Origin of the sequence: Neobacillus niacini (assembly GCF_030817595.1) — a bacterium.
Taxonomy (GTDB): Bacteria; Bacillota; Bacilli; order Bacillales; family Cytobacillaceae; genus Neobacillus; species Neobacillus niacini_G.
The window spans coordinates 5,020,001-5,037,674 of sequence record NZ_JAUSZN010000001.1 but is presented as its reverse complement, the minus strand read 5'-3'; the positions used below and the strand labels follow the sequence as shown (position 1 = coordinate 5,037,674).

The 17,674-nt window shown below is 41.9% G+C and carries 11 protein-coding genes, 20 tRNA genes and 2 rRNA genes (1 of these 33 only partly in view); 5 read left to right on the top strand and 28 right to left on the bottom strand.

Features of this window, described 5'->3' with window-relative positions:
- Positions 1-12: 12 nt before the first annotated feature.
- From QFZ31_RS23885 to QFZ31_RS23860, 6 genes are all read right to left on the bottom strand, one after another.
- Positions 13-807, bottom strand: coding sequence for a sugar phosphate isomerase/epimerase family protein (locus QFZ31_RS23885; RefSeq protein ID WP_307307692.1), 795 nt, complete (start codon positions 805-807; stop codon positions 13-15).
- Between the two features lie 72 nt (positions 808-879).
- Positions 880-1,938, bottom strand: a complete 1,059-nt coding sequence (locus tag QFZ31_RS23880; protein ID WP_307307689.1) for a zinc-dependent alcohol dehydrogenase — start codon at positions 1,936-1,938, stop codon at positions 880-882.
- A gap of 33 nt (positions 1,939-1,971) precedes the next feature.
- Positions 1,972-2,826: a carbohydrate ABC transporter permease gene (locus QFZ31_RS23875; RefSeq protein WP_307307686.1), complete on the bottom strand. Its 855-nt coding sequence runs from the start codon at positions 2,824-2,826 to the stop codon at positions 1,972-1,974.
- The gene (locus QFZ31_RS23870) at positions 2,826-3,695 is read right to left on the bottom strand and encodes a carbohydrate ABC transporter permease (RefSeq protein ID WP_307307683.1); all 870 of its coding nucleotides are present in this window, start codon (positions 3,693-3,695) and stop codon (positions 2,826-2,828) included. Before QFZ31_RS23870 ends, QFZ31_RS23875 begins: the two co-directional genes overlap by 1 nt.
- 83 nt (positions 3,696-3,778) lie before the next feature.
- Positions 3,779-5,080 carry an ABC transporter substrate-binding protein gene (locus tag QFZ31_RS23865; RefSeq protein WP_307307681.1) on the bottom strand — a complete coding sequence of 434 codons (1,302 nt, stop codon included), beginning with the start codon at positions 5,078-5,080 and terminating at the stop codon, positions 3,779-3,781.
- A gap of 12 nt (positions 5,081-5,092) precedes the next feature.
- A complete protein-coding gene (locus QFZ31_RS23860; RefSeq protein ID WP_307307678.1) occupies positions 5,093-6,778 on the bottom strand; it encodes an alpha-amylase family glycosyl hydrolase in 1,686 nt (561 codons plus the stop codon).
- Between the two features lie 486 nt (positions 6,779-7,264).
- On the opposite strand from QFZ31_RS23860, the gene QFZ31_RS23855 reads away from it, so the two are divergent.
- The 5 genes from QFZ31_RS23855 (at position 7,265) to QFZ31_RS23835 (ending at position 13,172) form a co-directional block, all read left to right on the top strand.
- Positions 7,265-8,293, top strand: a complete 1,029-nt coding sequence (locus QFZ31_RS23855; protein WP_307307676.1) for a LacI family DNA-binding transcriptional regulator — start codon at positions 7,265-7,267, stop codon at positions 8,291-8,293.
- Positions 8,294-8,601: 308 nt separating this feature from the next.
- The gene (gene ahpC / locus QFZ31_RS23850) at positions 8,602-9,165 is read left to right on the top strand and encodes an alkyl hydroperoxide reductase subunit C (RefSeq protein ID WP_179594882.1); all 564 of its coding nucleotides are present in this window, start codon (positions 8,602-8,604) and stop codon (positions 9,163-9,165) included.
- Positions 9,166-9,178: 13 nt separating this feature from the next.
- Positions 9,179-10,708 (top strand): alkyl hydroperoxide reductase subunit F, encoded by a 1,530-nt coding sequence (gene ahpF / locus QFZ31_RS23845; RefSeq protein ID WP_307307674.1) that lies wholly within the window; start codon positions 9,179-9,181, stop codon positions 10,706-10,708.
- Between the two features lie 221 nt (positions 10,709-10,929).
- A complete protein-coding gene (locus QFZ31_RS23840; protein ID WP_307307670.1) occupies positions 10,930-11,595 on the top strand; it encodes a hypothetical protein in 666 nt (221 codons plus the stop codon).
- A 50-nt stretch (positions 11,596-11,645) separates the two neighbouring features.
- On the top strand, positions 11,646-13,172 hold the full coding sequence (locus tag QFZ31_RS23835; protein ID WP_307307667.1) for a glycine betaine uptake BCCT transporter: 1,527 nt from the start codon (positions 11,646-11,648) through the stop codon (positions 13,170-13,172).
- A gap of 125 nt (positions 13,173-13,297) precedes the next feature.
- Here the strand turns inward: QFZ31_RS23835 and QFZ31_RS23830 are convergent.
- From QFZ31_RS23830 to QFZ31_RS23725, 22 genes are all read right to left on the bottom strand, one after another.
- Positions 13,298-13,372 (bottom strand) — tRNA-Asn (locus tag QFZ31_RS23830).
- 85 nt (positions 13,373-13,457) lie between these two features.
- Positions 13,458-13,534 (bottom strand) — tRNA-Ile (locus QFZ31_RS23825).
- A gap of 5 nt (positions 13,535-13,539) precedes the next feature.
- A tRNA-Gly gene (locus tag QFZ31_RS23820) sits at positions 13,540-13,613 on the bottom strand.
- Between the two features lie 11 nt (positions 13,614-13,624).
- Positions 13,625-13,698: transfer RNA gene (locus tag QFZ31_RS23815), tRNA-Cys, on the bottom strand.
- Positions 13,699-13,736: 38 nt separating this feature from the next.
- Positions 13,737-13,812: transfer RNA gene (locus QFZ31_RS23810), tRNA-His, on the bottom strand.
- A 33-nt stretch (positions 13,813-13,845) separates the two neighbouring features.
- A tRNA-Tyr gene (locus QFZ31_RS23805) sits at positions 13,846-13,930 on the bottom strand.
- Positions 13,931-13,963: 33 nt separating this feature from the next.
- Positions 13,964-14,036: transfer RNA gene (locus QFZ31_RS23800), tRNA-Phe, on the bottom strand.
- A 187-nt stretch (positions 14,037-14,223) separates the two neighbouring features.
- Positions 14,224-14,300, bottom strand: a tRNA-Asp gene (locus QFZ31_RS23795).
- Positions 14,301-14,333: 33 nt separating this feature from the next.
- Positions 14,334-14,407: transfer RNA gene (locus QFZ31_RS23790), tRNA-Met, on the bottom strand.
- Between the two features lie 182 nt (positions 14,408-14,589).
- Positions 14,590-14,682, bottom strand: a tRNA-Ser gene (locus tag QFZ31_RS23785).
- 9 nt (positions 14,683-14,691) lie between these two features.
- Positions 14,692-14,764, bottom strand: a tRNA-Ala gene (locus tag QFZ31_RS23780).
- Between the two features lie 20 nt (positions 14,765-14,784).
- Positions 14,785-14,861: transfer RNA gene (locus tag QFZ31_RS23775), tRNA-Pro, on the bottom strand.
- An 8-nt stretch (positions 14,862-14,869) separates the two neighbouring features.
- Positions 14,870-14,946: transfer RNA gene (locus QFZ31_RS23770), tRNA-Arg, on the bottom strand.
- Positions 14,947-14,976: 30 nt separating this feature from the next.
- Positions 14,977-15,065: transfer RNA gene (locus QFZ31_RS23765), tRNA-Leu, on the bottom strand.
- Between the two features lie 5 nt (positions 15,066-15,070).
- Positions 15,071-15,145: transfer RNA gene (locus tag QFZ31_RS23760), tRNA-Gly, on the bottom strand.
- Positions 15,146-15,183: 38 nt separating this feature from the next.
- Positions 15,184-15,265: transfer RNA gene (locus QFZ31_RS23755), tRNA-Leu, on the bottom strand.
- A 60-nt stretch (positions 15,266-15,325) separates the two neighbouring features.
- Positions 15,326-15,401, bottom strand: a tRNA-Lys gene (locus QFZ31_RS23750).
- A gap of 98 nt (positions 15,402-15,499) precedes the next feature.
- A tRNA-Thr gene (locus QFZ31_RS23745) sits at positions 15,500-15,575 on the bottom strand.
- 26 nt (positions 15,576-15,601) lie between these two features.
- Positions 15,602-15,677, bottom strand: a tRNA-Val gene (locus tag QFZ31_RS23740).
- 39 nt (positions 15,678-15,716) lie between these two features.
- A tRNA-Glu gene (locus QFZ31_RS23735) sits at positions 15,717-15,791 on the bottom strand.
- Positions 15,792-15,830: 39 nt separating this feature from the next.
- Positions 15,831-15,946, bottom strand: a 5S ribosomal RNA gene (rrf, locus tag QFZ31_RS23730).
- 78 nt (positions 15,947-16,024) lie between these two features.
- Positions 16,025-17,674: ribosomal RNA gene (locus tag QFZ31_RS23725) — 23S ribosomal RNA — on the bottom strand; it runs 1,288 nt beyond the window's last position.

Sequence of the window (17,674 nt, the reverse complement as noted above, 5' to 3'; positions counted from 1 at the left end):
GGTGTCCTCCTTTTAACGTAAGGATTCTCTAAGATGTTTGACTGCCTGTCTGTATTCTGCATCAAGGTCGTTTCCTCTAACACGACATTCAATGGTAAGAAAACCATCATAGCCATCTTCTTTTAAAGTGTTAAAATGTTTCTTGAAATCGAGAGAACCGCTGCCCGGTTGAAAACGGTGGTTTTCCGCAAGGTGAATATGGCCGACTAGGTCACGGTTTTTACGAAGCGCTTCAGAAATATCATCTTCTTCAATGTTCATATGATAGAAATCCGCAATGATTTTTACATGCTTAAATCCGTTGTCTTCTATATAACTGCGCGCATCCGCCAAAGTGTTAATCATATGATCTTGATAGCGATTCAACGGCTCAAGGAAAATCGTCGTCCCTGTTTCTTCCGCTACCTTGTCAAGATACATAAGAGATTCTGTTACAGCCTTCCGGTCACCGTTCTGGCTTCTTGGTGAAGTCATTGGCGGCAAGCGATAAGTAAACATTCCCCATGCAGCCGGAACAACAATTCCTTTTCCACCTACTTCTTTGAGCGCTTCAAGAATTAGTTTGATTTCAGCCAGCCCATTAAGCCTGCGCTCTTCGATAAAATCACCAATCCAGCCAGCATATCCCCCACATGCTGTTGTGACTGGGATTCCTGTTTCTGCAATCGCTTCTTTTACTTCATCTAATTGGTCAACTAACAGTTTCCCATCGATTTCAAAGCCTTCGAAACCCAGTTCCTTTACGTATTGGAACTTTTCCTTAATATTCTCTGGAAAAAATGCCTGATTTTGCGTTCCTAATTTCATCGTCTATTCCTCCGTGAAAGAGTTGGTGTTCATACTATGAATGGGCCGCCTAATGAAAGGCGGCACATATGGTTACTTGTTATATTTGATTCCCATTTTGATGCTTAACTCAGGACGTTGATCGACAAATTCCATATATGCTTCTGCACTTTCTTCAAAGCGGACAATCGGATCAATAATATCCTCACAATTTAAATAACCGTTCATTAACAATTCCCAGCAAGTATCTTCAATCCGTTTTCTATTCCAACGCGGATAATCCGGATTCGGCTCACTTGCAGCACGAGAGAAAATAATCTTCGCATTGTTAAAATGCGCTTCACGCCCAAAATTCAACCCTGCAGGGAGTGGTTTACCAAAAGCGACATATGAGATCGTCCCGCCATAAGCAATACCCTTTAATGCAGCTTGAAGTGCAGCAGCGTTTCCACTTGTTTCAATAATGGAATCAGCACCCAATTTATTCGTCAGCTTTTTCACTTCATAGCCAACATCACAGGAAGTTGGATCAAAGCAGAAGTCAGCCCCGTTACGTAAAGCAATTTCACAGCGATTTGCCAATGGGTCAACCCCAATAACAATGCTAGCCCCAGCTCTTTTCGCAAGCTGAACGGCGATTTGACCGATAGCCCCTAATCCGACAACAACCACATAATCTCCAGCACGAACATTTGCATCGCGCACACCTGCCATCGCATATTGTGCAGGATCATAGCAAACGGCATTTTGCCATTTTCCGCCTTCTGGCATTTTGCGCAGGCGGTGATTATCAACAGCATTTACGATTAAGGTTTCCATGATTGGTCCATACGTACAAACATTTTCCCCTAACTGATAATCCGTGACTTCGCTTCCTACCTCAACGATTTTACCTACTACCATGTTGCCAAGCTGAAATTCTCCAAACACAATTCCAGGTTTAGAACCTTCTTCGCGGGGCATAAACATGCGCCATTCTTCGTTAAAATCCTCATCCATAAATGGAGTGATTCCGCGGAAGTCGACTACTTCCGTCCCGTGTTTAGGAGAAGCAAATTCAACACTAATTTTGACTTCATTTGGTTTAATTTCACGATCTTCATATTCCACCAATGCAGCTTCTCTAGGTGCTGCAGCAATTAGCTTTTTCATATCGATATAACCTCTTTCATTATTTTTGAAAAATTAACCTTTTACTCCGCCTTCAGTGGCCCCGCCTTTAATAAAGTAATCAGAGATTGAGTACATAATCACAACCGGCAGGGCTGTAATCAGTGACGCTGCCATCATCCTGCCCCAAACATAATCCGGTGTACTGAATAATGTGTTGAGTCCAATTGGCAAGGTAAAATTTAGCGAGTCTGACAAGAAAATCGAGGCAAACAAGTAATCATTCCAAGCAACCATAAATGAATAAACAAATACTGAGATAATCCCAGATAAAGATAATGGAATAATGATTTTGAAAATAATTTGTATACGATTTAAACCATCAATACTGGCTGCCTCTTCCAAGTCTTCTGGAATCGTATCGAAATAACTTTTTAACATGAAAATCGCTGTTGGAAGTGTCTGAACGATCATAGTAATGATTAACGCGGTTTTTGTATCGTACAGCCCAAGTCCGGAAATAATTTTGAACAATGGAACAACTAGCAAGATTCCTGAAAACATATAGACCGTATAAAAACTTGCATTAATCGTTGTTCTCCCCATAAACTTCAGCCTTGATAGAGCGTAAGCACCAAAGATTCCGATGAAAATGGCTAGACCTGCTGCAGTTATCGCGACAACTAAGCTATTTTTAAAATACGATAGAAATGGAAAAATATCCGGATTGAAAATATCGATAAAATGCTTGAACGTCCACTCTTTTGGAAAAAATGTCGGGCTCGTTGAAACAGCTTCCTCTGTAGACTTAAAGGATGTCATTAGCATAATGAAAAAAGGAAAAAGGGAAATCGTTAACAGGCCGATTAGACCGGTGTAAAATCCAATTGTCTTAATTACCTGATTCTTTTTACTTCTGGCCATTGCCATTAGTATTTCACCCGCTTTCGTGTTGCTATAATTACAAGGGATAAAATGATAAACAGAATAACAGAAATAGATGCTGCTTTGCCAAGATCATTGAAGGCAAATGCTGTTTTATACAAGTAAATCCCCAGAATGTCTACTTTGTTTGTAAGTAGGAAAACATCAGTAAACATATAGAATAACCAAATTGAACGCAATGTTATTACTGTTATAAGCACTGGCATAATAGCCGGGAGGGTAACAATTTTAAATTTCTCCCATGCAGATGCCCCGTCGATTTCCGCTGCTTCATATGTGGATGTATCAATGGTTTGCAGAATGGCCAAAAAGGAAATAAATGCATATGGAAAGTATCTCCAAATAGCAAAGATTACGACTAAGATAAAACTGCTGACCGGATTATCAAACCAAAGCGGAGCCTTGTCAGCAAGGTTAAAAACGTCTACAACTAAGTAATTCACCACACCATAACCATTATTGAACATGTATTTCCATGCAAACACCAATGAAATGGAAGGTGTAACATAAGATAAAATGATTAACGACCGGGAAAGTTTCCGGAATTTAAATGGCCGATTAAAGAAAATGGCTACACCCAGTCCCAGAGTCGTACTACCTAACACGGCGAGAATCATATACAAAAGAGTAATGCCTAGCGATTGAAAAAACGCTCCATCTGACAGAATTGAAATGTAATTTTCAATACCAACAAAGGTTGCACTCAATCTCTGGTTTATTGGTTGGTCAAAGAAGCTAATCTGGATATTGGAGATCATCGGGTACGCAACAAGCAATAGCACCAAGAAGATACTTGGAAAAAGCAAAACCATTGCTAATTTTAAATCTGATTTCTCCCTTTTTATCGTTTTCATGGTACCCCCCGTTTCATGTTTATTTTTAAAATATTGCTAGCAGGAGGGAATCTTCTTGCATAGGCTCCCCCCCTCTATTCAACTTATTTTTTTTCTAAAATTTCCGAAATAAATTTTTCCGCTCTTTTCCGTTCACTGTTAACGCTCTTTTCACCAACAGTAATGCTATTGATTAAGGTTGGAATAGCGCCTGAGCTTGTTATATCTCCCATTTTCAGGAAGTTCTTTCCTTCAACTAATCCAAACATTTGAACATCATCGAAAGATGCTGCAATTTCGGTTGAAAGGTCACCAAAGGATTTCACGACATCGTTTGCAAGATAAACTTCATTCTCGACCACGAGTTTGCTAACGGGCTGGGCCCCACCTGGTGACATTAATACCCAGCTTGTCATATTTTCCGGCTGTGCAATAAATTCAACAAATTTCTTCGCGGCCGCATTTTGCTCACTCTCTAAACCAGAGGAAATAGTCAATGCAGAAACGGTTCCATATACTGCTTTTGTTTTTTCAGTTGGTATCGCAAAACCAATATTCTCTGCCTTACCTTGTTCATATACAGCTGGAAGGATATAGGTTGAATAAACCGCCATCGGTGCTGATCCGTTCATGAAGGCATCCTTCACTTCGGTTACATCGTTAGAACCTGGCATGGTGTACTTCGATAATTCTTGATAGAAAGTCAATGCCTCTTTCATTTCGGTTGTATTCATATTCAAATTGCCTTTCCGATCTAGGACATTCGCATTGTTTGAAAGCGCAAATTGAGAAAATGCCTGCTCAGAATATCCACCTTCTACAGTTGGTAACGCAATTCCATATTTTTTGTTACGGCTGTCTGTAAATGCCTTTGCAATGGCTAGTACATCATCCCAGCTTTTAGGTTCTTCAAATCCTTTGGAAGCAAGCATTTCTTTGTTGTACCAAATGCCTTGTACCCAACCACTGATTGGTATCCCAGTGAAACTTTTGCCATCTTCTGTTTTCACTAATTTCAATGCACCGTCATAAAAATTATCATGACCCACTTGTTCGAGCACGCTTGTTACGGCATTTTTATCGATTAGCTCATCCTTATCCATTACTTTTGCATAATCTTGTCCTACTTCAATGACGGCAGGAAGCACCCCTGCACTTGCTAACGTAACAACTTTTGTATTATAGGAATCCTCTTCGACTGGCACTTGCTTAATTTTAATGTCAGGATTTTCTTCTTCGAACTTCGCAACTAATTTATTAATGACAGCCAGGCGTTCCTGTTCAACAGATGAATGCATAAATTCGATGGTTGTCTGTCCACTGTCATTTCCATCTCCGCTGCCACATGCAGTTAACCCTGATGCCACAAGCAACACAATGAATGCGAACAATCCTTTTTTTATCATTGCTCTTTCCTCCTAATGAGCTGGCTTCAGCCAAACAAATTGATATGGGTTTAATGCAATGGAATAATCACAATGGATAGTTTCACCTGTAATACGATCAATGAAGCGGCCTGTTAATTCACAATCTACTGATTCATTCGCTAGGTTACAGATTACTAAAAGGCTTTCTCCCTTTTCATCCACCCGTTTAAAGGCGAATACCTTTTCTCCCAAATCAAGGACTTCCATGACACTATTAGGGTGGAAAATCGTTTCTTCCTTTCTTATAGAAATGATTTTCGTTAATTCAGTGAAGACCTTATTTCGTAATGTATCCGGGTTATTTAGTTCCTTTTCGATATCAGCCATATTGTATTTTTGACGATTGATGGAACGGTTCATACCTGTTTTTGCAACGCCTTCCCTGTCATTCCGTGAACCAAGTATGCTTTGAACATAAATGGCAGGTACTCCAGGTAGAGCGAGCAGAATCGAATGAGCAGCTAAAAATCTCTTCACACGAAGATCATCATCATCGGATTGTAGATTTAACGCGTCAAGATAGGTGACATTAATTTCATATGGGCTCTCTGTCCCATCTGGATTTTTCTTGTAGTTGACCAATGCCCCTTCTTTTTTCAAATCTTCTATCATAGACAGAATCTCTTCTTCCGGAATAATCCCGCGAATCGGATTTACCCCAATCCCGTCATGGGAAGCTAAGAAATTGAAAAAGGTTGTATCCAGCCCAGTTGGCGGAAGCTCCTTTGCCCACTTCGAAAGCGCCGTTCCATTACCATTATGGATAGAATAAAGAACAAGTGGAGGCAGCGGGAATTGATAAACCATATGTGCCTCATCATTACCATTTCCAAAATAAGAAACATTATCTTTATGCGGGACATTTGTTTCCGTAATCAGTACAGTCCCTTTGGCAACCTCATCGGCGATTGCGCGGAATATCTTCACGATTTCATGTGTTTTTTCGAGGTGGATACATGTTGTGCCAGGCTCTTTCCACAAGAATCCGATCGCATCCAACCGAATATATTCTGCCCCTTGCTCAATGTAAAAAAGCAACACGTTAATCATCTCGAGCAAAACCTGAGGATTAGCAAAATTCAAGTCAATCTGATCTTCACTGAAGGTTGTCCAAATATTCTTCTCTTTTCCATTTTCCAAAATGAATTTGGTTAACAGCGGATGAGCCCTTGGTCTTGTAACTGCACTTAAGTCTATTGTTGGATCCATATCAATGAAGTAATTTTCATATTCCGGATTCCCTTTTAAGAATTCTTGAAACCAGTCACTCTTGGCAGAGATATGGTTACATACATCATCAAACATAATTCGAGCAGAACCGGAAAGCTCATTAATTTGCTCCCAATCACCCAAGACAGGATTTACTTTCTTGTAATCAATAACGGAAAAACCGTCATCCGACGAGTATGGATAAAAAGGCAGTATATGCACAATCTCAAACTTATCCGCTAAGTACTTATCAAACATCTTTTTAAAAGTGTTTAGTGTAGGTTGGTTAGGTTCCTGAAATTGGTCGCCATATGTAATCAGAAACACATCGCGTTGATCCCAGTTTTGTTTCCTTGGCTTAAGGGGCAGCGCCTTTGTTTTCGCCATACGCTCCTCAATGCTTGTCCAAAGTGAATCCACATCATAATCCTCATAAATAAATGAAAGTCTTTCTTTAATCGTTTTCATAGACTCCTCCTTTGTGGTACCGCTCCCAGATCGAATAAAAAAAAGTACCAAGTTCATAGAAAGTTAGTTTCATAATTAATTTCTTTATCATTAAAACTTTTATTAAATTTTTCGGAACGCTGCCCATAACATAAAAGAATTCCAATTTGAGATATCTTTTAGAGATCTATGGTACCGCTCCCACATAAACCAAAAAAATAATAGTGCTCGTGGTACCGCTCCCAAATATATTTAAAAAAATAGGTTATAATAAATATGGTACCGCTCCCACGTGCTAAATATATTATAGAAACCTCTTTCTGTCAATAAAATAGATGCAAAATTTATTGGTAAAAACTATTAATCGTGAACTACTATATTTTTGTTGATTGATTTAAATTTCATCCATATAATTTGTATATTGACTATATTAATAAAATAAAGTGATTATATATCTAATGGGATTCAGTTAAATCTTGTATATTCATCTACAGAGGAGGAGCTTTATTGGGCTACACAATATATGATATTGCCCGGGCTGCAAATGTTTCTAAATCAACCGTATCCCGTGTATTGAATAATCAGAACAATATTTCTGAAGATGCCAGAAATCGTGTCATTAAAGCAATGGAAGAATTAAATTACCAGCCTAGCAAATTGGCCAGGGCTCTATCCTCCAGTTTTGACGCTATCATGGTTGTCTCTCGGTCTGCAAAGACGACAACCAACAATCCATTTTTCTCAGAAATCCTCCAGACGGTAGCAGAAAAAGCGGAAGAAGAAAATTTCGATGTCATCTTGCAAACTGCAAAAAATAGCAGGGATGAACTCGAGAAGTGCATCACCAAAATAAAAGAAAAAATGATTAAAGGAATCATCATGTTGAGTTCGCCTACTAATGAAGAATTGTTCAAACAGCTTGATGTTTTTAATATTCCAATCGTCGTCATTGGTAAAGTCAATGGGAACTATAACAATATATATTCAGTCGATACCGATAACTACCATGATAGTTATGAATTAACAAAATATTTAATTGAACAAGGTCACAAAAAGATTGCCTGTATACACTCTCCACTTGAATACCATGTTTCCATAGATCGTCTAAATGGTTATAAAGCTTGTATGGAGGATCATCAATTGCCAGTGTCGGAAGAATGGTTGATTGACGGCGGCTACAACGTAGAAACAGGCAGCCTTGCAGCCAGGAAGCTGATTTTAGGAGCAAACCGCCCTACAGCCGTGTTGGCCACTGATGATTTAAAAGTCGTCAGCATTTATAAAACGGCAACAGAACTCGGAGTTTCCATTCCACACGATCTATCCGTTGTGGGTTACAGTAATTCGAGTTTTATTCCCTTTCTATCCCCCTCTCTGACTAGTATAGAAATACCGGTCAGAAAGCTAGGAAAAACTGGGGCGGAACTCCTCTTTTCTATTATTAGAAAAAATAAGCCAGAGGAAGCTCGTACCATCATTAAGACAGATAAAGTGATCCAAGATTCCGTCCTAAAAAAGTTCACTTATAAGAGTTAAAAAAGCCAATGGATTTCTGTCCGTTGGTTTTTTTGCGTGTAAACGAGATTTCACGTTCCCTCCCTCTTACTTCCTTTAATTATGTAGTTAATGAGAAAAGCGGTCTTACTTGAGAATTCGCATGATGAAGTTGCGGCGATTACATGAGATGGGTTATCCCTGAAACAAAGCATGGAAAAAATAAAACATAAAGGTTGACAAGATGGGTGCTTTTATATAATAATAAACATTGTATTAGAATTATTCTAATTTAGTTATTAGTATTTGATGTAAACCATTCTCAAAATTATTTTAGGAGGAAATATACTATGTCATTAATCGGTAAAGAAGTACAAGCATTCACAGCAAACGCGTATCAAAATGGAGATTTCATCACTGTTTCAGAAGAAAACTTTAAAGGTAAATGGAGTGTAGTTTGCTTCTACCCCGCAGATTTCACATTCGTATGCCCTACTGAATTAGAAGACTTACAAAACGAATACGCAACATTAAAAGATCTTGGCGTTGAAGTATACTCTGTATCAACTGATACTCACTTTACACACAAAGCATGGCATGATCACTCACCAGCTATCAGCAAAATCGAATATATCATGATTGGTGACCCGTCTCAAAAGCTTACACGCGCATTTGATGTATTAGATGAAGAAGAAGGTCTTGCACAACGCGGAACATTCATCATCGATCCAGACGGTGTTGTACAAGCTATGGAAATCAATGCAGACGGTATTGGCCGTGACGCAAGCACTCTTGTTAACAAAATTAAAGCAGCACAATACGTTCGCAACAATCCAGGTGAAGTTTGCCCAGCTAAATGGCAAGAAGGTTCTGAAACACTTAAGCCAAGCCTTGACCTAGTAGGAAAAATTTAAGGAGTAGATAATAATGTTACTAGATGCAGATATAAAAGCTCAGTTATCCCAGTATCTTCAACTGATGGAAGGCGATGTCCTTCTTAAAGTCAACGCAGGAACCGATGACGTATCTCGCGACATGTTGTTGTTAATTGATGAATTGGCAACCATGTCATCTAACATTAAGGTTGAAAAAACAGAACTAGAGAGAACACCAAGCTTTAGTGTAAATCGTATCGGCGAAGACACTGGAGTAACGTTTGCTGGTATTCCTCTAGGACATGAATTCACATCCTTAGTGTTGGCTCTCTTGCAAGTTAGCGGAAGAGCGCCAAAAGTAGAACAAAAAGTAATCGATCAAATCAAAGCCATCAAAGGTGAATATCACTTTGAATCTTATATCAGCCTGACTTGCCACAACTGTCCTGATGTTGTACAAGCCTTAAACTTAATGAGCATTCTCAACCCTGGTATTACCCATACCATGATTGATGGTGCAGTTTTCAAAGCTGAAGTTGAAAGCAAAAACATCATGGCAGTTCCAACTGTTTTCCTAAATGGAGAAAGTTTTGGCAGCGGTCGTATGACCATTGAGGAAATCCTCGCGAAGATGGGCACTGGTCCAGATGCAGCGGAGCTTTCTGATAAAGATCCATACGATGTACTGGTTGTGGGCGGCGGCCCAGCTGGTGCAAGTGCAGCGATTTACGCAGCTCGAAAAGGTATCCGTACAGGTATTGTCGCTGAACGTTTTGGCGGTCAAGTAATGGACACGATGGGTATTGAGAACTTTATCGGTACGAAATATACAGAAGGTCCGAAACTTGCTGCAAGCCTTGAAGAGCATGTGAAAGATTATGGCGTGGACATTTTAAACTTACAACGTGCAAAACGTTTAGAAAAGAAAGAACTCATTGAAATTGAACTTGAAAACGGTGCTGTTCTTAAGAGTAAAGCCGTTATCCTTTCCACTGGTGCACGCTGGCGTAATGTTGGTGTCCCAGGTGAAGCGGAGTTTAAAAATAAAGGTGTAGCTTACTGCCCACACTGTGATGGTCCATTGTTTGCAGGAAAACGCGTTGCTGTAATTGGCGGCGGGAATTCCGGTATTGAGGCTGCAATTGATCTTGCAGGTATCGTAAAGCATGTAACCGTTCTTGAGTTTGCAGCAGAGTTAAAAGCTGACTCAGTGCTTCAAGACCGTCTTTACAGCCTGCCTAATGTAACGGTTATTCTGAATGCTCAAACAAAAGAAATTACCGGTACTGACAAGGTAAATGGTATTTCCTATATGGATCGTGAAACAGAAGAAATTAAGCACATCGAATTAGAAGGTATTTTCGTTCAAATCGGTCTTGTACCAAACACAGATTGGTTAGAGGGTACCCTTGAACGCACTCGCTTCGGTGAGATTATTGTGGACAAGCATGGTGCTACAAGCATTCCGGGCGTATATGCAGCTGGTGACTGTACAGATAGTGCCTATAAGCAAATCATTATTTCTATGGGATCCGGTGCTACTGCTGCATTAGGTGCATTCGATTACTTGATTCGAAATTAATCTCTCAATAAAAAAGTCGCTGTACTATCTTGACCGATAGTATAGCGGCTTTTTTCCTTTTTTCCGGCTTTACTAGGCTGTATCTCTTTTTCCACCTTCTCTTCCCCTCTCCTTATAACAGAATAGTATTTTCAATTCTAAGACAACCTAATAATAGAATTAAATTTTCTTCAAGTGATTATACAGCTTACCATATAGAGTTGTTGAAGGGGGATTGATCCGTGAAACTGTATCAAGTAAGAAAAGGACAATTTGTTTATTATAACAATGAGTTACACAAGGTATACGGTGTAAAACCTATGTATAAACTGTCCGTGCATCTAATTAAGCTAAGGGATTTAACTCAGCATATTACCAATGCTGCAAGCGTAGAAAAATACAAGCCGAAGGAAAATGACAGTTTTATTTTTAATCATAAGGCATATACGCTCAAAAAAGAACGAAATGCAGAAGCAGGAGATTATATTTTAATACACAATCCAATGCCCGATTCTCTTGATACCTATACATTAAATGAAATTGAATTGGTCGAAACGGCGGATAAAAAAGGAGTTATCACAGGTAACTCCCACGGGGTTAAACATAATGAGTATTTATTAATGGTGCCGGGCCGCGCTGCTGGTGGTAATCCTATCGATTATAAAGACAAGGCAAATGATGAAGACGAGAGCTTAAGTGACATCGGAGCCCTAAGTCCTGCCACCAGCGAACAATTGCCATCCTTAGGAGACATCTATAAGAAGAAAGACGATGTGTCTATATTTGAGGCAATGGTGGTCGCAATTAAAGACCAAACCGTTTACCTTGGAGGCGGATTAGAGATTACCCAGGAAGAGTTGATGAACAGTGAAAAATGGGAATTTCTATATAACCTCCTCGATAAGTGATGTACTTCCAAAAACTTTACATAACACCGAGTTTTTACTAGGAGGTTTCTATGGACAGCAATAAGAATATGGGAAACAGCGTTTTTATTATTTCATTATTACTTACGCTCATTTTCATTGTTTGGGGAGTATTTTTTACTGATAATCTCGCCAAAGTGACCGATATTATCTATAATGGTTCGATTGATTACCTTGGGTGGGTGTATCTTGGGGCTACCCTCTTCTTTGTTATCTTTTCAATCTATTTATTGTTCTCTAAATATGGGGATATTCGGCTGGGTAAGAAAACAGACCGACCTGATTTTAACACCGCATCTTGGCTTGCCATGTTATTCGGTGCTGGGATGGGAATCGGAATTGTCTACTGGAGTGTTGCGGAACCTGTAACTCACTACACATCTCCTCCTTATGGAGAAGGTTATACGATTGACGCAGCAAATACGGCTATGAAGTATACATTTTTCCATTGGGGCCTGGATCCATGGGCCATTTACACGGTAATTGGTCTAGCTCTTGCGTTTTTTCAATACAACAAAAGGCTGCCAGCAGCTATAAGTTCAGCATTCCATCCGATATTAGGAGATAGGATTTACGGGCCGATTGGAAAAACAATTGATATCCTGTCTATCTTTGCAACAGTCTTTGGTATCGCAACCTCTTTAGGTCTTGGAGCCATGCAGGTGACGGCCGGAATGCATGACCTATTCGGTGTTCCCAATCAGTTATTTGTCCAAATGATTGTGATTGTTGTCGCGACCATTATTTTTATAATTTCCATCAACACAGGCTTAGAAAGAGGGATTCAGTACTTATCTAATGCTGCGATGATCCTATCTTTTGCGATTATGCTGCTGATTCTAATCGTGGGTCCCACTCTGACTGTCATTAAAGTTTTTTTTAATACGACGGGTCTTTATATCAGTGACTTTATACATATGAGTTTAAGGTTAAAGCCCTTCGGTGAAGGAGAATGGATTGCTTCCTGGACGCTTTTTTATTGGGCCTGGTGGATTGCCTGGGCACCATTTGTCGGTATGTTTATTGCCAGGGTTTCAAAAGGAAGAACAGTAAGGGAATTTGTAATCGGCGTACTGGTTGTGCCCACCCTCGGAACATGTCTCTGGATGTCCATATTTGGCGGCTCAGCACTTGAATTGGTACTAAACTCAGGCAACCATGACTTGGCAAAAAAGATCACCAAAGACGTTTCATTATCAATCTTCACATTCTTTGATTATCTTCCATTAAGTTCAGTGTTAAGTATTTTGGGGTTTGCGGTAGTAGTAATTTATTATATAACAGTCGCCGATACAGCCACCTTTGTATTGGGGATGTTAAGTGAAGGCGGAACATTAAATCCTTCCAATAAAATTAAAATGACATGGGGTGTCATACAATCTGCTTTGGCTGCAGTATTGCTATTAGCTGGCGGGTTGAACGTACTGCAAACTGCCTCCATTGCGGCTGCCCTGCCTTTTGCGATTATACTTGTAGTGATGTGCTTCTCCTTAGTGAAAGGGTTAAAAAGTGAAGTCGAGGTACAAAGAGGCAATAAAAGAAGCGCAAACCATTCCTGAAGGGTCATTAAATAAAAAAATAAGAAAAACCACCTTTAAAAAAATGATCATTTTCTTAAAGGTGGTTTTATTATGTATATTGATTATTTTAGAAGGATTAGGCTAACTTTCCTACGTTTCAAAGATGGCTCCGCAGGTAGGACTCGAACCTACGACCGATCGGTTAACAGCCGATAGCTCTACCACTGAGCTACTGCGGAACAATTAAAAATTGTTTTTGCTGTTGAATAACTCTGATTATTATATTTGGCAAAAAGTTGAATTATTATGCTAAGCAAAAAATTCTGGTGGGCCTAAATGGACTCGAACCATCGACCTCACGCTTATCAGGCGTGCGCTCTAACCAGCTGAGCTATAGGCCCATAATTGGAGCGGGTGATGAGAATCGAACTCACAACATCAGCTTGGAAGGCTGAGGTTTTACCACTAAACTACACCCGCATATTTTAATTTGGAGGCAACACCCGGATTTGAACCGGGGATAAAGGTTTTGCAGACCTCTGCCTTACCACTTGGCTATGCTGCCCAAACTTTTAAAGAGCAATCCCAATTTATTAAGATTAATGGGGCGACTGATGGGAATCGAACCCACGAATGCCTGAACCACAATCAGGTGCGTTAACCACTTCGCCACAATCGCCATATTAGTTATTCCACTACCGTGAAAAAACTTTGGTGGAGGGGGACGGATTCGAACCGCCGAACCCAGAGGGAGCGGATTTACAGTCCGCCGCGTTTAGCCACTTCGCTACCCCTCCATATATAAAAGACCAATAAAGTTCAAAAAATGATGGCTCAGGACGGAATCGAACCGCCGACACAAGGATTTTCAGTCCTTTGCTCTACCGACTGAGCTACTGAGCCACACAAGTAAAGTTTCCTAAAGTTTGATTGATAATCAAACCTTTGCTCCAAAAACCTCACGGTTTTTCTCGCAGATTGCCATGGAAGTCCATTCAGTGAAGTGAGCAATCTGCTCTACCGACTGAGCTACTGAGCCATACAATCTATATCTATATCAACAGTAGAGTTAACCTACTGATATAAAAAATGGCGGTCCGGACGGGACTCGAACCCGCGACCTCCTGCGTGACAGGCAGGCATTCTAACCAACTGAACTACCGGACCAATGTTTTTCAAGTGTATTACTTGAAAAACTAATTGCGGGGGCAGGATTTGAACCTACGACCTTCGGGTTATGAGCCCGACGAGCTACCAGACTGCTCCACCCCGCGACAATAAAATTATTTAATTACATCCATGCCCTTAGTTTGTAAGGACTGTATCAATCTCAGTAAGACTATTCAAGCAGCAACTCGATTGATACAACTCGCAGTTAATTCATTGAAGCAATGCTCGTTGCTCCACCCCGCGACAATAAAATTATTAAATTATATCCATCCCCAAAATAAGAATATGGAGGAGGAAGAGGGATTCGAACCCCCGCGCGGTTTGACCCGCCTGTCGGTTTTCAAGACCGATCCCTTCAGCCAGACTTGGGTATTCCTCCGAATATAAGTGGAGCCTAGCGGGATCGAACCGCTGACCTCCTGCGTGCAAAGCAGGCGCTCTCCCAGCTGAGCTAAGGCCCCATATATTTAATAGTTTTGAATGGTCGGGAAGACAGGATTCGAACCTGCGACCCCTTGGTCCCAAACCAAGTGCTCTACCAAGCTGAGCTACTTCCCGATTATATATGGCGCGCCCGAAAGGAGTCGAACCCATAACCTTCTGATCCGTAGTCAGACACTCTATCCAATTGAGCTACGGGCGCATTTTAAACTATAATTTTCTATTCAAAAAATGGTGCCGAGGACCGGAATCGAACCGGTACGGTAGTCACCTACCGCAGGATTTTAAGTCCTGTGCGTCTGCCAGTTCCGCCACCCCGGCAACATTGGAGCGGAAGACGGGATTCGAACCCGCGACCCCCACCTTGGCAAGGTGGTGTTCTACCACTGAACTACTTCCGCATTTATAGTGAGTTATTTTACAGTTAAAAAACTTAAAGTGCGGGTGAAGGGAGTCGAACCCCCACGCCTTGCGGCGCCAGATCCTAAGTCTGGTGCGTCTGCCAATTCCGCCACACCCGCATATTTGAAATTATTTGCTTTCGCAAAAGGAAAGTTATTTTCGCTAACGCGAAAAAACTTTGGTGAGCCATGAAGGACTCGAACCTTCGACCCTCTGATTAAAAGTCAGATGCTCTACCAACTGAGCTAATGGCTCTAATAATGAAATTTTTCTAAACACATTTTCTCTGCTTAAAATCCCTTTCGAGATTTTGCGCATGCTCCACTGATGCAAAATCAACGTAGTAAGAAGCATGGTGCCGGCGAGAGGACTTGAACCCCCAACCTACTGATTACAAGTCAGTTGCTCTACCAATTGAGCTACCCCGGCACATTTTAACTATCATGAAAAATCTATGGTGGAGGATGACGGGATCGAACCGCCGACCCTCTGCTTGTAAGGCAGATGCTCTCCCAGCTGAGCTAATCCTCCGTATAATGGTAAGATGTTTTTCGTTGATGCAAAAAACTTTGGTGACCCCTACGGGATTCGAACCCGTGTTACCTCCGTGAAAGGGAGGTGTCTTAACCACTTGACCAAGGGGCCGTAATAATTTTTGAGCAAAAAAATAGCCCCAAAGGGGTAGCCTGGCAACGTCCTACTCTCACAGGGACAAAGTCCCAACTACCATCGGCGCTGAGAAGCTTAACTTCCGTGTTCGGTATGGGAACGGGTGTGACCTTCTCGCCATTGCTGCCAGACTATTTATTTTGAGGTTTCATTCCCTCAAAACTAGATAATTTCAGAAGAAGTGTGTAAAACGAGTTCGCTTTTTAAAATTGGTTAAGTCCTCGAACGATTAGTATCAGTCAGCTCCACATGTTACCACGCTTCCACCTCTGACCTATCAACCTGATCATCTTTCAGGGTTCTTACTAGCTTGACGCTATGGGAAATCTCATCTTGAGGGGGGCTTCATGCTTAGATGCTTTCAGCACTTATCCCGTCCGCACATAGCTACCCAGCGATGCCTTTGGCAAGACAACTGGTACACCAGCGGTGCGTCCATCCCGGTCCTCTCGTACTAAGGACAGCTCCTCTCAAATTTCCTGCGCCCACGACGGATAGGGACCGAACTGTCTCACGACGTTCTGAACCCAGCTCGCGTACCGCTTTAATGGGCGAACAGCCCAACCCTTGGGACCGACTACAGCCCCAGGATGCGATGAGCCGACATCGAGGTGCCAAACCTCCCCGTCGATGTGGACTCTTGGGGGAGATAAGCCTGTTATCCCCGGGGTAGCTTTTATCCGTTGAGCGATGGCCCTTCCATGCGGAACCACCGGATCACTAAGCCCGACTTTCGTCCCTGCTCGACTTGTAGGTCTCGCAGTCAAGCTCCCTTGTGCCTTTACACTCTACGAATGATTTCCAACCATTCTGAGGGAACCTTTGGGCGCCTCCGTTACTCTTTAGGAGGCGACCGCCCCAGTCAAACTGCCCACCTGACACTGTCTCCCACCCCGATCAGGGGTGTGGGTTAGAATTTCAATACAGCCAGGGTAGTATCCCACCGACGCCTCCACCGAAGCTGGCGCTCCGGTTTCTCAGGCTCCTACCTATCCTGTACAAGCTGTACCAAAATTCAATATCAGGCTACAGTAAAGCTCCACGGGGTCTTTCCGTCCTGTCGCGGGTAACCTGCATCTTCACAGGTACTATAATTTCACCGAGTCTCTCGTTGAGACAGTGCCCAGATCGTTACGCCTTTCGTGCGGGTCGGAACTTACCCGACAAGGAATTTCGCTACCTTAGGACCGTTATAGTTACGGCCGCCGTTTACTGGGGCTTCGATTCAGAGCTTCGCTTGCGCTAACCCCTCCTCTTAACCTTCCAGCACCGGGCAGGCGTCAGCCCCTATACTTCGCCTTGCGGCTTCGCAGAGACCTGTGTTTTTGCTAAACAGTCGCCTGGGCCTATTCACTGCGGCTCTTCGAGGCTATTCACCTCAAAAAGCACCCCTTCTCCCGAAGTTACGGGGTCATTTTGCCGAGTTCCTTAACGAGAGTTCTCTCGCTCACCTTAGGATTCTCTCCTCGCCTACCTGTGTCGGTTTGCGGTACGGGCACCTTTTATCTCGCTAGAGGCTTTTCTTGGCAGTGTGGAATCAGGAACTTCGGTACTATATTTCCCTCGCTATCACAGCTCAGCCTTTACGGTAAGCGGATTTTCCTACTTACCAGCCTAACTGCTTAGACGCGCATATCCAACAGCGCGCTTACCCTATCCTCCTGCGTCCCCCCATCACTCAAACGATAAAGAGGTGGTACAGGAATATCAACCTGTTGTCCATCGCCTACGCCTTTCGGCCTCGGCTTAGGTCCCGACTAACCCTGAGAGGACGAGCCTTCCTCAGGAAACCTTAGGCATACGGTGGATGGGATTCTCACCCATCTTTCGCTACTCATACCGGCATTCTCACTTCTAAG

What these genes read in the sequence shown, in the direction of transcription:
- QFZ31_RS23885 (WP_307307692.1), bottom strand. Translation starts at nt 807, where the DNA reads ATGAAATTAGGAACGCAAAATCAGGCATTTTTTCCAGAGAATATTAAG.
- QFZ31_RS23880 (WP_307307689.1), bottom strand. Translation starts at nt 1,938, where the DNA reads ATGAAAAAGCTAATTGCTGCAGCACCTAGAGAAGCTGCATTGGTGGAA.
- QFZ31_RS23875 (WP_307307686.1), bottom strand. Translation starts at nt 2,826, where the DNA reads ATGGCAATGGCCAGAAGTAAAAAGAATCAGGTAATTAAGACAATTGGA.
- QFZ31_RS23870 (WP_307307683.1), bottom strand. Translation starts at nt 3,695, where the DNA reads ATGAAAACGATAAAAAGGGAGAAATCAGATTTAAAATTAGCAATGGTT.
- QFZ31_RS23865 (WP_307307681.1), bottom strand. Translation starts at nt 5,080, where the DNA reads ATGATAAAAAAAGGATTGTTCGCATTCATTGTGTTGCTTGTGGCATCA.
- QFZ31_RS23860 (WP_307307678.1), bottom strand. Translation starts at nt 6,778, where the DNA reads ATGAAAACGATTAAAGAAAGACTTTCATTTATTTATGAGGATTATGAT.
- ahpC (WP_179594882.1), top strand. Translation starts at nt 8,602, where the DNA reads ATGTCATTAATCGGTAAAGAAGTACAAGCATTCACAGCAAACGCGTAT.
- ahpF (WP_307307674.1), top strand. Translation starts at nt 9,179, where the DNA reads ATGTTACTAGATGCAGATATAAAAGCTCAGTTATCCCAGTATCTTCAA.
- QFZ31_RS23835 (WP_307307667.1), top strand. Translation starts at nt 11,646, where the DNA reads ATGGACAGCAATAAGAATATGGGAAACAGCGTTTTTATTATTTCATTA.